This is a genomic window from Methylobacterium sp. WL7 (assembly GCF_008040085.1).
GTDB classification, from domain to species: Bacteria; Pseudomonadota; Alphaproteobacteria; order Rhizobiales; family Beijerinckiaceae; genus Methylobacterium; species Methylobacterium mesophilicum.
This window is the reverse complement of record NZ_VRVG01000070.1, coordinates 1-13,580: the sequence shown is the minus strand read 5'-3', so window position 1 is coordinate 13,580 and position 13,580 is coordinate 1. Positions and strand designations below refer to the sequence as shown.

14 protein-coding genes are annotated in these 13,580 nt (G+C 70.5%); 13 read left to right on the top strand and 1 reads right to left on the bottom strand.

Annotation, left to right across the window (positions count from 1 at the left end):
- The first annotated feature begins 107 nt into the window (after positions 1 to 107).
- The 13 genes from FV233_RS17670 to FV233_RS31655 all read left to right on the top strand — a co-directional run bounded on the left by FV233_RS17670 (position 108) and on the right by FV233_RS31655 (position 13,131).
- Positions 108 to 1,715, top strand: coding sequence for an aldehyde dehydrogenase (NADP(+)) (locus FV233_RS17670; protein WP_147898236.1), 1,608 nt, complete (start codon positions 108 to 110; stop codon positions 1,713 to 1,715).
- A 71-nt stretch (positions 1,716 to 1,786) separates the two neighbouring features.
- Positions 1,787 to 2,767 carry an AraD1 family protein gene (gene araD1 / locus FV233_RS17665; protein ID WP_147898235.1) on the top strand — a complete coding sequence of 327 codons (981 nt, stop codon included), beginning with the start codon at positions 1,787 to 1,789 and terminating at the stop codon, positions 2,765 to 2,767.
- A gap of 1 nt (position 2,768) precedes the next feature.
- Positions 2,769 to 3,704, top strand: coding sequence for a Gfo/Idh/MocA family oxidoreductase (locus FV233_RS17660; RefSeq protein WP_147898234.1), 936 nt, complete (start codon positions 2,769 to 2,771; stop codon positions 3,702 to 3,704).
- Positions 3,705 to 3,776: 72 nt separating this feature from the next.
- Positions 3,777 to 5,300 (top strand): carbohydrate porin, encoded by a 1,524-nt coding sequence (locus FV233_RS17655; RefSeq protein ID WP_147898233.1) that lies wholly within the window; start codon positions 3,777 to 3,779, stop codon positions 5,298 to 5,300.
- A 259-nt stretch (positions 5,301 to 5,559) separates the two neighbouring features.
- The gene (locus FV233_RS17650; RefSeq protein WP_050735995.1) at positions 5,560 to 5,760 is read left to right on the top strand and encodes a hypothetical protein; all 201 of its coding nucleotides are present in this window, start codon (positions 5,560 to 5,562) and stop codon (positions 5,758 to 5,760) included.
- 550 nt (positions 5,761 to 6,310) lie between these two features.
- On the top strand, positions 6,311 to 6,889 hold the full coding sequence (gene msuE / locus FV233_RS17645) for an FMN reductase (RefSeq protein WP_147898232.1): 579 nt from the start codon (positions 6,311 to 6,313) through the stop codon (positions 6,887 to 6,889).
- Positions 6,890 to 6,897: 8 nt separating this feature from the next.
- Positions 6,898 to 7,848, top strand: coding sequence for an aliphatic sulfonate ABC transporter substrate-binding protein (locus FV233_RS17640; RefSeq protein WP_147898231.1), 951 nt, complete (start codon positions 6,898 to 6,900; stop codon positions 7,846 to 7,848).
- Positions 7,849 to 7,852: 4 nt separating this feature from the next.
- A complete protein-coding gene (locus FV233_RS17635; RefSeq protein ID WP_147898230.1) occupies positions 7,853 to 8,854 on the top strand; it encodes a sulfonate ABC transporter substrate-binding protein in 1,002 nt (333 codons plus the stop codon).
- On the top strand, positions 8,854 to 9,636 hold the full coding sequence (ssuC, locus tag FV233_RS17630) for an aliphatic sulfonate ABC transporter permease SsuC (RefSeq protein ID WP_147857127.1): 783 nt from the start codon (positions 8,854 to 8,856) through the stop codon (positions 9,634 to 9,636). The genes FV233_RS17635 and ssuC overlap by 1 nt, the downstream gene beginning before the upstream one ends.
- Positions 9,636 to 10,490, top strand: a complete 855-nt coding sequence (locus tag FV233_RS17625; protein WP_147898229.1) for an ATP-binding cassette domain-containing protein — start codon at positions 9,636 to 9,638, stop codon at positions 10,488 to 10,490. Before ssuC ends, FV233_RS17625 begins: the two co-directional genes overlap by 1 nt.
- Before the next feature lie 116 nt (positions 10,491 to 10,606).
- Positions 10,607 to 11,782, top strand: coding sequence for an FMNH2-dependent alkanesulfonate monooxygenase (ssuD, locus tag FV233_RS17620; RefSeq protein ID WP_147898228.1), 1,176 nt, complete (start codon positions 10,607 to 10,609; stop codon positions 11,780 to 11,782).
- Between the two features lie 342 nt (positions 11,783 to 12,124).
- Complete coding sequence (locus FV233_RS17615; RefSeq protein WP_147898227.1) at positions 12,125 to 12,394, top strand: hypothetical protein; 270 nt, start codon at positions 12,125 to 12,127, stop codon at positions 12,392 to 12,394.
- Between the two features lie 605 nt (positions 12,395 to 12,999).
- A complete protein-coding gene (locus FV233_RS31655) occupies positions 13,000 to 13,131 on the top strand; it encodes a hypothetical protein (RefSeq protein WP_281408002.1) in 132 nt (43 codons plus the stop codon).
- Between the two features lie 85 nt (positions 13,132 to 13,216).
- Here FV233_RS31655 and FV233_RS30395 read toward each other — a convergent pair.
- Positions 13,217 to 13,580, bottom strand: a 364-nt coding sequence (locus FV233_RS30395; protein WP_187278139.1) for a hypothetical protein, incomplete at its 5' end; no start/stop codon positions are given.

The window sequence follows — 13,580 nt, the reverse complement described above, 5'->3', positions numbered from 1 at the left end:
TCACCGCGATCGTACCCTGAAGTTGTAGGAGTGCAAGCGCCAACACCCACAAGCACCATAGTGCTGCGACGCTTGCAGCCACTGCACAACTGCTCTAAGTTATTTGTATGAGTAAAGAGCTGACGATGAACGCGGAGCTTCGCGGCACGATCCTGATCGGCGCCGAGGATGCGACCACCACCGATACGTTCCGGGCCGCCGACGCCGCAAGCGGGGCGGCGCTGGAGCCCGCCTTTTCGGCCGCCGGCGCGGCCGAGGTCGAGGCGGCCTGCGCGCTGGCGGATGCGGCGTTCCCGAGCTTTTCCGAGTCGACCCCCGCGGTGCGCGCCAGCTTCCTGGACGCCGTGGCCGAGGCAGTGGGCGATCTCGGCGAAGCCCTGATCGCGCGGGCCATGGCCGAGACCGGGCTGCCGCGGGCGCGGCTGGAGGGCGAGCGCGCCCGCACCATCGGCCAGCTGCGCCTGTTCGCGAACGTCGTCCGCACGGGCGACTGGGTCCAGGCCACGATCGATCCGGCCCAGCCCAAGCGCCTGCCCCTGCCGCGGCCCGACCTGCGCCGCCGTCACGTCGCCCTGGGACCGGTGGCGGTGTTCGGCGCCAGCAACTTCCCGCTCGCCTTCTCGGTGGCCGGGGGCGACACGGCTTCCGCCCTGGCGGCCGGCTGCCCGGTGGTGGTCAAGGGCCACCCGGCCCATCCCGGAACCGGCGAGCTGGTCGCCCGCGCGGTGCGTGCGGCAGTGGCTGACAGCGACCTGCATCCGGGCGTGTTCTCCTATCTGCCGGGGCCCTCGAACGCCCTGGGGACGGCGCTGGTCGCCGATGCGCGCATCAAGGCGGTCGGCTTCACCGGTTCGCGTGGCGGCGGGCTCGCCCTGATGCGGGTGGCGGCGGGACGCCCCGAGCCGATCCCGGTCTATGCCGAGATGAGCGCGGTCAACCCGGTCCTGCTGCTACCCGGCGCCCTGCGGGCGCGGGGCGCGGCCCTGGCGGCGGGCTTCGTCCAGTCGGTGACCATGGGGGCCGGGCAGTTCTGCACCAATCCGGGCCTGCTGATCGGGATCGCGGGCTCCGACCTGGAGGCCTTCGCGGAGGCCGCCGCGACGGCGATTCGCGAGAGCGCGCCGCACGCGATGCTGACCGCCGACATCCGCGCCCGCTTCGAGCGCGGCGTCGCCGAGATGGCGGGCCGCCCGGGGGTCACGGTGGCGGCCCGCGGCGCGAGCGCCGGACCGGGCGGCGCACCCGCCACCCTGCTGCGCACCGACGGGGCGCGGTTCCTGTCGGATCCCAGCCTCGCCGACGAGATGTTCGGCCCCGCGGCGATCCTGGTGGCGGCCACGGATCTCGAAGAGGTCCATCGCATCATCGCCGCGCTGCCGGGCCAGCTCACCGCGACGCTGCATCTCGACCGCGCGGACGAGCACATCGCCGCCGGCCTGGTCCCGGCGCTGGCCCGCAAGGTCGGCCGCATCCTGGCCAACGGCTGGCCCACGGGGGTCGAGGTCGCCCCCGCGATGGTCCATGGCGGCCCGTTCCCGGCCACCTCCGACGGGCGGACCACTTCGGTCGGCACCCTGGCCATCGAACGCTTCCTGCGACCGGTCTGCTACCAGGATCTGCCCGACGCGCTGCTGCCGCAGCCCCTGCGTCCGGACAATCCCTGGCATCTCACCCGCAGGGTCGACGGCACGATCAGTCCGGCCTTCGAGCGCTGACGCGCGAACGCACGCCGCCACACACCGATTTCGAGCCGGCCCAGCCAAAGCCGGCCCTGGGAGAACGCAAGATGGGGCAATCACTCCTACAATTCCGCGCCTCGGACGGGCGGCGGGGTGTGGCGGTGCTGCAGGACGGCCAGGCTCGGGCCGTGGCCGGCGTGGACAGCGTCCTCGAGCTGGCGCGGCGCGCGCTCGCGGCGGGGGACGGCCTGGTCGAGACGGCCGCCCGGCACGGGCTCGGCGACACCATCGAGCTCGACGCCGTGCGGTTACTGCCGCCGATCGACCACGCGGACCCGGCGCACCTGCTGCTGAGTGGCACCGGGCTGACGCATCTCGGCTCGGCGGAGGGCCGGGACAAGATGCACCGGGCCGCCGCTGCGGATCCGGCCCCGACCGATTCGATGCGGATGTTCCGGATGGGCGTCGAGGGCGGCAAGCCCGCCCCGGGCGAGACCGGGGTCCAGCCCGAGTGGTTCTACAAGGGCGATGGCGCCGCGATCGTCGGCACCGGCGAGCCGCTCGTATCCCCGGCCTTCGCCCTCGACGGCGGCGAGGAGCCGGAGATCGCCGGCATCTACCTGATCGACGCGGACGGCACGCCCGTGCGCCTCGGCTTCGCGCTGGCGAACGAGTTCTCCGATCACGTCACCGAGCGCGGCAACTACCTGTGGCTCGCCCATTCGAAGCTCCGTCCGGCGGCGCTCGGCCCGGAACTGTGGCTGGGGGCCTTGCCGGCGGACGTGCGCGGCTCCAGCCGCATCCGGCGCGACGGCGCCGTGCTGTGGGAGAAGCCGTTCCTCTCGGGTGAGGCGAACATGTCCCACACGATCGAGAACCTGGAGCGGCACCACTTCAAATACGCCCCGTTCCGCCGCCCCGGCGATCTGCACGTCCACTTCTTCGGCACCGCGACCCTGTCGTTCAGCGACGGCGTCACGGCGCGGCCCGGGGACGTGTTCGAGATCGAGGCCGCCCCGTTCACCCTGCCGCTGCGCAATCCCCTGGCGGTCGCGCCCGCCCGCGACCTGTCCGTGAAGGTCCTCTGAGATGCCGGCTTCGAACGGGACGATCCGCATCGGTCTGGTCGGCGTCGGCAAGATCGCCCGCGACCAGCACCTGCCGGTCATCGGCGCCTCGCCGGACTACACCCTGACGGCCGTGGCGAGCCGCGAAGGCCGCTTCGAGGGGGTGCCGAACTACCGCACGCTGGCGGAGATGCTGGCGGGGCAGGGCGACCTCGACGCGGTCGCCCTGTGCCAGCCGCCGCAGGTCCGGTTCTCGGCCGCCCTGGCGGCGATCGAGGCCGGCCGCCACGTGTTCCTGGAAAAGCCCCCGGGGGCGACGCTGGCGGAGGTCGGGATCCTGGTGGAGGCCGCACGGGCGCGGGGCGTCAGCCTGTTCGCCAGCTGGCACTCCCGCTACGCCCCCGGGGTCGAGCCGGCGCGGCAATGGCTGTCCGGCCGCCGGATCCGGTCGGTGGCGATCGCCTGGATGGAGGATGTCCGGCACTGGCATCCCAACCAGGCCTGGATCTGGCAGGCCGGCGGCATGGGTGTGTTCGATCCGGGCATCAACGCCCTGTCGATCGCGACCCACATCCTGCCGCCCTTCTTCCTCACGGGCGCGACCCTCTCGGTCCCGGAGAACCGGCAGGCGCCGATCGCCGCCGACCTGCACTTCACCGACGCCGCCGGCACCTCGATCGAGGCCGTGTTCGACTGGCGCCAGACCGGCCCGCAGACCTGGGACATCCGCGTCGACACCGAGGACGGCCTGCTGGTGCTGTCGCAAGGCGGCGGCGTCCTCACGATCGACGGCGCGCCGCAGTTGCTGCCACCGGAGGCCGAGTATCGCGGCCTCTACGACCGTTTCGCCGCCCTCGTCCGATCCGGCACGAGCGACGTCGACCTGAACCCGCTGATCCACGTCGCCGACGCTTTCCTGCGCGGCGAGCGCCGCTCCGTGGAGGCCTTCACGGACTGACCGGAGGGATCCCGGCGGAACACGAACGCGACAGAGCCAATCAGGGCCGCGCGTCTTAGGGGGAGTTATCTCATGGGAAAGCACACGCGATGGGCGGCGCTCGCACTTTGCGCCACCACATTCTCTGCGGGCATCAGCACGGCTGAGGCTCAGATTGCAGACGCCCCGGACGGGGGGCCGTCCCTGGTCAATCCTGGCCCGAGGGCAACCCCGGCCGCAAAGGCCAAGTACCGTGCGAATCGCGCGCGGCGTCGGACGATCCGCGAGTCACGGAGTGCTGCCGGCCCGAGCAGCGCGGCGGCCTCGATCGACGTGCAGGGCAACAGCGCGACGCCGCCGGGCCTGCCGCCGGGGACGCTCTATCTCGGTAACGGGATCAGCATGATCCTGAACTACACTGGGGAATTCGCCGCCAACCCGTCCGGCGGCATCCGCCAGGGATCGGCCTATGCCGGCCAGGTCGTGTTCGGCCTCGATGCCGACCTCGACCGACTCGCCGGGATCGAAGGCGGCTCGTTCCACACGATCGTGACCCAGCGTCACGGCCGGAGCCTCGCGCAGGATTATATCGGTTTCAACGGAAGCGTTCAGGAGATCTACGGCGGCGGCCAGACGGCTCACCTCACATCGGTCTCCTACGAGCAGAAGCTGTTCGACAACCGTCTCGATATCGAGGTCGGCCGTCTTCTCGCCAATCCGAACTTCCTTGGTTCACCGCTATATTGCAACTTCCAGAATAATGCAACCTGCGGCGCGCCGAAATCCATCTTCAAGCTGACGAACTTCACGTATTGGCCGATCGCCACCTGGGGCGCCCACGCCAAGGCCTGGGTCACCGACAAGGTGTTCATCCATGCCGGCGTCTACGAGGTGAATCCCCGCGATCAGCAGGCCAACCAGAACGGCATCGACTGGTCGACCCGCGGGGCCACCGGCGTCCTCGTCCCGGTGGAGGTCGGCTACTCGACCAACTTCGGCAACGACCCGCTGCCGCGCAACTACAGCATCGGCGCGGTCTTCGACCGATCCGACTATCAAGACCCGATCTACGATCTGCGCGGTGGGGCTAGCGTGTTCAGCGGTCTCGACCCGCTCACCCGGTTCGGTCGGTCGGCGGTCTATGCCCGCTTCGACCAGATGGTCTGGCGTCCGGACCCGAATGCCGTCCAGGGCCTGTCGATCTTCGGCGTCGCGATCGGCGGCACCGGCGGTCGGCAGACCCAGGATTACTTCCTGGAGGGCGGCGCCGTGCTGACCGGCACTTTCCCGGGCCGGCCCTACGACACCCTCGGGTTCGTGTTCGCCATGGAGAAGCTGTCGCCCCTGGGCTCGGCCAACATCCGGGCGGCGCGGGCTTCGTACGGGCTCAGCAGCCGCAACGTCGACACCCTGCAGACCATCCTGGAGCTGAGCTACGGCATCCAGCTCACCCCGGTGGTCCGGCTGATGCCGAACCTGCAATACGTGATCGGCCCGGACCAGACCCGTTTCCCGCTCCGGCCGAAGCCGATCCCCGATGCCTTCGTCATCGGCGCGAAGCTCTCGGTCGACCTGTTCACGCTGGGCGGCCTGGCCAAGGGCCCGGGAAGCCTCTGACAGCATTCCCCGCGCGCCCATCTCGTGGGTGCGCGGGCGAAGAACCGCCAGTTTCGGCGCGCGCGGGACCTCCGCGCGCGCCGATCGCATTTCAGCGGCCAGCTCATCCTGCGGCCGGCGCGGAGTCTCCGATGAATTCAGAAAGCTCCGGCCCTCACGGGAACCGCCCGCCCGGCGATCGGTTGACCAGCAGATTGTAGCTGTTCTAATTCGTAAGTGAGAACGGCACATAGCTGAACCGATACGGGAGCAACGAGACATGGCCAGCGCGAACTGCGAGAGCTGCAAGTTCTTCGACGAGCACAAGGGCAACGGCGCGAGCGCCCAGGGCGATGCCGGCCTGTGCCGCTTCAACCCGCCGGTGAGCCAGCCCGCCCCCGAGTCCAAGGGCCTGTGGCCGGTCGTGACCACCAACGATTGGTGCGGCCACTTCACCGCCGAGATGACCGCGGCGGAGTAAGTTCGAGCGCGGACCGGCGAAGCGCGCGACGCACGAGACTCGTCGAACGATGCAGGGTCAGCCACCACGGCTGGCCCTTTTTCGTTCGCGACCCCGGATCCGAACCGGGACGCATGCGACGGAGCCTCGGCATTCGCGCAGCCTCCCCCGGCCGGCCCGCACTGCACGGACCAGGGCCCTTGCAGCGTGTTACGGCCACCTCCCGGCGACACGATCGTCCCGGCAAGACGGTCCTTCTCCCGACACGCCAATCCGAACAATTTTCCTCTCCGTTCGTCACGACGGCGAGACCGGATGCGCGCCGGTGTTAAATTTTCTCCCTGCCAAGCGCGGACCGCGCCTGTACCGCGCCTGGATCACGAGATGAAACCGAGTTCCGAACCGCCGTTTTCGAGCAGAACGTTTTTCTATTCCAGATGAATTGGAAAAGCCGTTTCATTGACGTCGCCCGGCGCAGTCAGCAATTCTAGCGCTCTATTCGGATATCCGGTTGCGCCGTCGCCATTCGCCATCGCGCAGGGCGGTCCGGCCTTATCGCAAGGCTTCTGCAATGACACGACCGAGACTCGTCGGGCTGAGCGCGAATGTTCAGCGCCCGTCCAAGACCCGCACGCTGGTCGATGCCGTGCTGCACGAGGCCTGCGCCCAGGCGGCATTCGACGGGCGGATCTTCGATTTCGTGGATGCCGGCACCGGCCTCGGGGCCGCCTGGACCCGGGATCAGCTGCCGCTGCCGGCCCGCCGCGTGCTCGACGCGATCGAGGAGGCGGACGGACTCGTGGTCGGCTCGCCGGTCTACAAGGGCGCCTATACCGGCCTGTTCAAGCACCTGTTCGACCTGGTCGATCCGACCGCGCTGGCCGGCAAGCCCGTGGCCATCGTGGCCACGGGCGGCGGGGCGCGCCACGCCCTGGTGGTCGAACATGCCTTCCGGCCACTCTTCGGCTTCTTCGGCGCGCTGCAGATCCCGACCGCGGTCTACGCGTCCGATACGGATTTCAGCGACGGCGTCCTGGTCGAGGCCGGCGTGCGGGCCCGCGCCGCCGAGGCCGGCGGCCAGCTCGCCGCCCTGCTGCTGCACCGGGCGGCGACGGCGACCGGCCCGGCCGAACTCGCCGCCGCCGAGTGAGCCGCGCGATGCTCGACCGCCGCACCTTCCTGGCCGCATCCCTTGCGGCCGTCCCGGCCATTCGGAGCGCTCGCGCGGCCGAGCCCGGCGTGCTGCGCATCGGCTACCAGAAGAACGGCATCCTGGTGGTGGCCAAGCAGCAGGGGATCATCGAGCGGCGCCTCGAGGCCCTCGGCCACACGGTGCGCTGGGTCGAGTTCTCGCTCGGGCCGCCCCTGGTCGAGGCCCTGTCCCTCGACGGGATCGATCTAGGCCAGACCGGCGACGCACCGCCGATCTTCGCCCAGGCGGCGCGCTCCAGCCTCGTCTACGTGGCGGCCCAAGAGGCCGGCGGCTCCGGCGCCGGGATCCTGCTGCCCAAGGGTTCGACCCTGCGCAGCCTCGCCGACCTCAAGGGCAAGCGCGTCGCCTTCGGCAAGGCGACGAGCGCACACAACCTCACGGTGGCGGCTCTGGAGAAGGCGGGTCTCAGCTACGCCGATATCGAGCCGGTCCTGCTAGCGCCGGCCGACGGGGCGGCGGCCTTCGCCCGCGGCAGCGTCGACGCCTGGACGATCTGGGATCCTTATCTCGCCATCGCAGAGGCGGGGGAGGGCGTGCGCGTACTGGCCTTCGCCACCGAGATCACGCCACAGAACAATTTCTTTCTGGCGAGCCGTGCCTTTGCGGAAGCACGCGGCCCGGTACTGGTCGCGGCGATCGACGCGCTGGGCGAGGTCGCCGCCTGGTGCCGGGAGAACCGCGGCGCGGTCGCGGCGCTCCTGTCGCAGGGCACCGGCGTGCCGCTGCCGGCCACCCGCCGGGCGGTGGATCGCAACGATTACGTGATCGGCCCGATGACGGCGCGCGTCACCGCCGAGCAGCAGGCCGTCGCCGACCGGTTCCACGCCTTGAAGCTGATTCCCCGATCGATCCGCGTCGCCGACGCGGTCTGGGCGCCACCCGCCCGAAACGGCTGAGATCATGACCGACCATAACAGCCACCCCCTTGCGTCCGGGCTCGCCCCGCACCGCCGAAGATTCCTGTCCGCGGGCCTCGGCCTCGCGGCGGCCGGCGTCCTGCGGCCTGCCCGGGCCGCGGGCGGCACCGTTCGGGTCGGCTACCAGAAATACGGGTCGCTCGTGCTGCTGAAGGCCCGCGGCACCCTCGAGACGGCGCTAAAGCCGCTGGGCTACGCGGTGGCGTGGTCGGAATTCCCGTCCGGGCCGCCGCTGATGGAAGCCCTGAATGCCAGGGCGATCGATTTCGGCACGGCCGGCGAGGCGCCACCCATCTTCGCGCAAGCGGCAAGCCCCGAATTGCGCTACGTGGCGACCGAGCCGCCGGCCCCGCGGGGCGAGGCGATCCTCGTGCCCAAGGACAGCCCGGTGCGCAGCGTGGCCGACCTGCGCGGCCGGACGCTGGCGCTCAACAAGGGCTCGAACGTCCACTTCCTGGTGGTGCGCGCGCTGGAGCAGGCCGGGCTGCCCTACGATGCGGTGAAGTTCGCCTTCCTGGCGCCAGCGGACGCCAACGCCGCCTTCGTGCGCGGCTCCGTGGATGCCTGGGCGATCTGGGATCCCTATCTCGCCGCCGCCGAGCGCGCCACCGACGCCCGCGTGCTAGCGGACGGGCGGGGGATCGCACCCAACCGCGAGTTCTATCTCTCGCGCCGCGGCTTCACGGAAGCCAGCCCGGAGATCATCTCGGCCGTGCTGACGGCGATCGGAGCGATCGACACCTGGGCGGAAGGCCACGCCGAGACCGTGGCGGCGGAACTCGCCCCCTCCGTTGGCATCCCGGCGCCGGTCCTCAAGATCGCCCTCGAACGCCAATCCTACGGGGCCGCCCCCCTGGACGCCACGGCGATCGCCGACCAGCAGCGGGTGGCGGACGCCTTCCACGGCCTCGGCCTGCTGCCGAAGCCGATCCGCGTGGCCGACGCGGTCTGGACACAGCCCGAACGCCGGGCGGAGAGCCGATGATGCGCCCCACCCCCCTCACACGCCTGCGCGACACGGCGCTGCCGTGGCTCCTGCCGATCGCGATCCTGCTGGGCTGGCAGGCTGCGGTGTCGGCCGGCCTCGTCTCGAACCGGTTCATGCCGGCCCCCCTGGACGTGGTCCGGGCCGGCTGGGAGGCCGGGCGCACCGGCGAACTCTGGACCAACCTCTGGGTCAGCACCCTGCGGGCCCTGTCGGGCTTCGCCGTGGGCGGCGGCATCGGCTTCGCCCTCGGGCTCGCCAACGGCCTCTCCCGCGTGTCGGAGCAGCTGACCGACACCTCCGTCCAGATGGTGCGCAACGTGCCCCACCTGTCGCTGATCCCGCTGGTGATCCTGTGGTTCGGCATCGGCGAGGAGGCCAAGCTGTTCCTGGTGGCGCTCGGCGTGTTCTTCCCGATCTACGCCAACACCCTGCACGGCATCCGCTCGGTGGACCCGGCTTTGGTGGAGATGGGCCGCGTCTACGGCATGTCGCGCACGGAGCTGTTCACCAAGGTGGTGCTGCCCGGCGCCCTGCCGTCGATCTTCGTCGGCCTGCGCTACGCGCTCGGCATCATGTGGTTGACGTTGATCGTCGCCGAGACGATCTCCGCCTCCTCGGGGCTCGGCTACATGGCCATGCAGGCCCGTGAGTTCATGCTGGTCGACGTCGTCGTGCTGGCGATCCTGATCTACGCCGCCCTGGGCAAGCTCGCGGACGCGCTGACGCGCCAGCTCGAGCGTGCCTGCCTCGCCTGGAACCCCGCCTACAGGAGCGCCTGATGCTGCTCGACGCCCTTCGCCGCGAGGCCCCGGCCGATCCCGTTCCCGAGACCCGGAGCGCCGACGCGGGCCCGCTGCCGCCCCATCAACCGGCGCCACCCGCCGGCCGCGGCATCGCCGTGACCGCCCGCGACCTCCGAAAGAGCTTCGACGGCCACGCCGTCATCGAGGGACTCGACCTGTACCTGCCGGCCGGCGGGTTCACGGCCGTGGTCGGGCGCTCCGGCTGCGGCAAGAGCACCCTGCTGCGCCTGATCCTGGGGCTCGAGGCGCCGACGGGCGGCCGGATCCTGCTGGAGGGCCCCGAGACCGGCCCGCGCCGGAGCGATCCGCCCAAGCGGATCATGTTCCAGGAGCCGCGGCTGCTGCCCTGGGCCCGGGTGGTGGACAACGTCACGGTCGGCCTATCGGGCCAGGGCTCCCGGGCCGAGCGCCGGGACAAGGCGTTCGCGGCCCTAGCCGAGGTCGGCCTCGCCGAGAAGGCGGGGCAGTGGCCCGCGACCCTGTCGGGCGGCCAACGCCAGCGCGTCGCGCTGGCCCGGGCGCTGGTCGGCCGGCCGGGCCTGCTGGCGCTGGACGAGCCGCTCGGCGCCCTCGACGCGCTGACCCGCATCGGCATGCAGGACCTGATCGAGCGGATCTGGCTGGCGCAGGGCTTCACCGCGCTGCTGGTCACCCACGACGTGTCCGAGGCGGTGGCGCTGGCCGACCGCATCCTGGTGGTCGAGGCCGGCCGCATCGCCCTCGACCTGCGGGTCGACGTGCCGCGCCCGCGCCGGCGCGGGGATCCGGATCTGGCTCGGCTCGAAGGGCGTATCCTCGATCATCTGCTCGGCGCCGAGCCGAACGTCTGACACCGGGCCGCCGTTTCCCGGAAGCGGCGGTCTGCTGTAGCTCTTGGTGATCGCCGGATGCGAGAAGTCGGATCCGGCTTTTCCGCATCCGGCCCGCAACCGCAATGGAGACCCCGATGACCACGACGCATGACGGGCGCGCCGACGTCCTCTGGTTCCTGCCGACCCATGGCGACGGCCGCTATCTCGGCGCCCAGGAAGGGGCCCGAGAGGTCTCGATCGACTACCTCCGGCAGATCGCCCAGGGCGCCGACGAGCTCGGCTATTACGGTGTGCTGCTGCCGACGGGGCGCTCCTGCGAGGATTCCTGGATCGTGGCTTCGGCGCTGGCGCCGCTGACCAAGCGGCTGCGCTTCCTGGTGGCGGTGCGGCCCGGCCTGATGGAGCCCTCCGCGGCGGCCCGCATGACCGTGACGCTGGACCGGATCTCGGACGGGCGCCTGCTGATCAACGTCGTCACCGGCGGCGATCCGGTGGAGCTGGCCGGCGACGGCGTGTTCCTGTCCCATGACGAGCGCTACGTCGTCACCGACGAGTTCCTGACGATCTGGCGGGGCCTGCTCTCGGGCGAGACCGTGACCTACCAGGGCCAGCACCTGCGCGCCGAGAACGGCCGGGTGATCTTCCCGCCGGTGCAGAAGCCCTATCCGCCGCTCTATTTCGGCGGCTCCTCGCCGGCCGGGATGGAGGTCGCGGCCGAGCATTGCGACGTGTACCTCACCTGGGGCGAGCCCCCGGCCCAGGTCGCGGAGAAGATCGCCGCCGCGCGGCAGGCCGCGGAGGCCAAGGGCAAGACCTTCTCCTACGGCATCCGGCTGCACGTGATCGCCCGGGAGACCGAGGCCGAGGCTTGGGAGGCCGCGGAGAAGCTGATCTCGAAGCTCGACGACGCCACCATCGCCAAGGCGCAGGAGACCCTGAAGCGGCAGGATTCCGTCGGCCAGAGCCGCATGATGGCGCTCCACGGCGGCAACCGCGACAAGCTCGTGGTCTCGCCCAACCTCTGGGCCGGGGTCGGGCTGGTGCGCGGCGGCGCCGGGACGGCCTTGGTCGGCTCGGCCGATCAGGTCGCCGACCGGATGAAGGAGTATATCGATCTCGGGATCGACCGCTTCATCCTCTCGGGCTACCCGCATCTCGAGGAGGCCTACCGCTTCGCCGAGCTGGTCTTCCCGAAACTGCCCCTGCGCGCCACCACGGGCCGGCCGCTGGGCAACGCCCGCAACGACGGCCCGTTCGGCGAGATCGTCGCCAACGACATCGTGCCCACCCGCCGCGTCGGCGCGCACTGAGACCGCGGCCCGCCGCTCCGGGGATGGCCGCGCCATCGACCGGATGGCGGGCCCGGGGCCGGGCTCCCGGAGGGTCTGGCGCCCTCCGGCGGCGCTCGGCGCGCAGCCCCGCGGCGCCGGGCGACGCCCTGCCGCAGGGCCGTATCCGGCACCCGCTGACGGTGTAGGGCCTTCTGAAACCAGGATTTTCCCCGACGTCGTCGCACCGGGATAGTGGGAAGAGCGGGGATGGCGCAGGTTCGGCACATCCGCGCCAAAGTCACGCCATCCTTGGCGCTCAGGTGCCGCGTTCATCGCCGCGCGGCCCGTCCGCGCGATCATCGCACAGCGACAAGGACATCCATGACTTCGACCAAGGCGGTCCTCCTGACCCTCGGTCTCTGCCTCGGCCCGGCCGCGGCGCTGGCCGAGCAATCCCCGGCCCGCGAGGCGCTCAAGCAGCACTGCACCGGCGACTACATGGAATATTGCAGCGCCTACGCGCCCGGCGGCCCGGAGGTCGAGGCCTGCTTCAAGACCAATCTCAAGAACCTGTCGCCCGGCTGCTCCGCGGCGATCACCGCCTACAAGCAGGAGAAGCGGGCGACCAAGCGCGTCAGCGAGGTGCGCTGAGGCTGCGCCGCCCCGAACGCGGATGGGCTCGCCGCCCCCGGCGATCGTCGAGCCAGGACCGACGCCACCATAGGGCGGCAGGTCCGATTCCCGGTGCGTTCCAGCCGGAATCGATCTCCCGCATAGGGTTTCCGGGTGATCACTCCGTTTCCGTCATGGCGAGCGTAGCGAGGCAACCCGGCGTGGCGGCCCATGTGGCGTTGTCGCGCTGTCCTGGGTCACTTCGCTTCGCGCGTGATGACGGTGCGGGTGACGCTGCCCGAAGCATCTGCCGGACCAGCGAGCCGTCAGGCCGCCAGCGCCTTCGGGTGTCGGACGCCTCTGTTTACCTCGGCCGCAAGAAGCTTTTTTGAAGAGCGCTTGCGACAATCAGGCCTGCGGCGAATATCAGACTATATCAATTAAATACTCAGTAATGCATCGCAAATTTCTCTAGATATCTCTATGAAATACTACGAATTGACTAAAAACGCGAATGGTTTTCTATAATCATACATTGTAAAGAATATAAAACATCGCGAAACATTACGGGCGTGACATTCTTGCACTTTCCGAGACGGTGCGGACCATTAGCCTCCGCGCTGCCGAAAATCGGAGATTGCCTCGTGTCCACTGCCCGTTGTTTCGCAAAGAATCCTCTCACGCGCGCCCTGATCCTGACCCTGCTGGCCGCCAGCGTCGCCGCCTGCGCGACCAAGCCGCCGGCCGAGCCGGTGCCGCTGGTGAAGAAGGGCTGAGCACCGCGTCCCGACGGGCGCGGGTTCGCCCTCGGGACCAGAACCGAGCGCCGCCCCGGCTCCGGGGCGGCGCTCACGGCCGGCCTCACCGCACGGCGATGCCCAGCGGGGCCGCGCGGCAATTGAGATGGGCCGGGTTGGTCGAGACCACCCCGGCATTGCACCCGCCCTGCTGGCCGACATAGAGCGGCGTCCCGCCCGCACCGGCGGCTGCAAGATAGCCGATCGGTCGCGTTCCGGCGTCGAGATGGTGCGGGTTGTTGGTGACGAGGCCCGCATCGAGCCCGGCCGCGGTGCCGGCATAGACCGCCGCGTCGTTAGGCGAGGATTGCTGCGCCAGGGTCGCGCCGATCGGGGCCGTGGGGCAGCCCTTGTAGCCCGGGTCGATCGTCACCTCCCCGGCATTGCAGCCCTGCTGCGTCCCGACATAGAGCGCCACGCCCGGAACC

What these genes read in the sequence shown, in the direction of transcription:
- FV233_RS17670 (WP_147898236.1), top strand. Translation starts at nt 108, where the DNA reads ATGAGTAAAGAGCTGACGATGAACGCGGAGCTTCGCGGCACGATCCTG.
- araD1 (WP_147898235.1), top strand. Translation starts at nt 1,787, where the DNA reads ATGGGGCAATCACTCCTACAATTCCGCGCCTCGGACGGGCGGCGGGGT.
- FV233_RS17660 (WP_147898234.1), top strand. Translation starts at nt 2,769, where the DNA reads ATGCCGGCTTCGAACGGGACGATCCGCATCGGTCTGGTCGGCGTCGGC.
- FV233_RS17655 (WP_147898233.1), top strand. Translation starts at nt 3,777, where the DNA reads ATGGGAAAGCACACGCGATGGGCGGCGCTCGCACTTTGCGCCACCACA.
- FV233_RS17650 (WP_050735995.1), top strand. Translation starts at nt 5,560, where the DNA reads ATGGCCAGCGCGAACTGCGAGAGCTGCAAGTTCTTCGACGAGCACAAG.
- msuE (WP_147898232.1), top strand. Translation starts at nt 6,311, where the DNA reads ATGACACGACCGAGACTCGTCGGGCTGAGCGCGAATGTTCAGCGCCCG.
- FV233_RS17640 (WP_147898231.1), top strand. Translation starts at nt 6,898, where the DNA reads ATGCTCGACCGCCGCACCTTCCTGGCCGCATCCCTTGCGGCCGTCCCG.
- FV233_RS17635 (WP_147898230.1), top strand. Translation starts at nt 7,853, where the DNA reads ATGACCGACCATAACAGCCACCCCCTTGCGTCCGGGCTCGCCCCGCAC.
- ssuC (WP_147857127.1), top strand. Translation starts at nt 8,854, where the DNA reads ATGCGCCCCACCCCCCTCACACGCCTGCGCGACACGGCGCTGCCGTGG.
- FV233_RS17625 (WP_147898229.1), top strand. Translation starts at nt 9,636, where the DNA reads ATGCTGCTCGACGCCCTTCGCCGCGAGGCCCCGGCCGATCCCGTTCCC.
- ssuD (WP_147898228.1), top strand. Translation starts at nt 10,607, where the DNA reads ATGACCACGACGCATGACGGGCGCGCCGACGTCCTCTGGTTCCTGCCG.
- FV233_RS17615 (WP_147898227.1), top strand. Translation starts at nt 12,125, where the DNA reads ATGACTTCGACCAAGGCGGTCCTCCTGACCCTCGGTCTCTGCCTCGGC.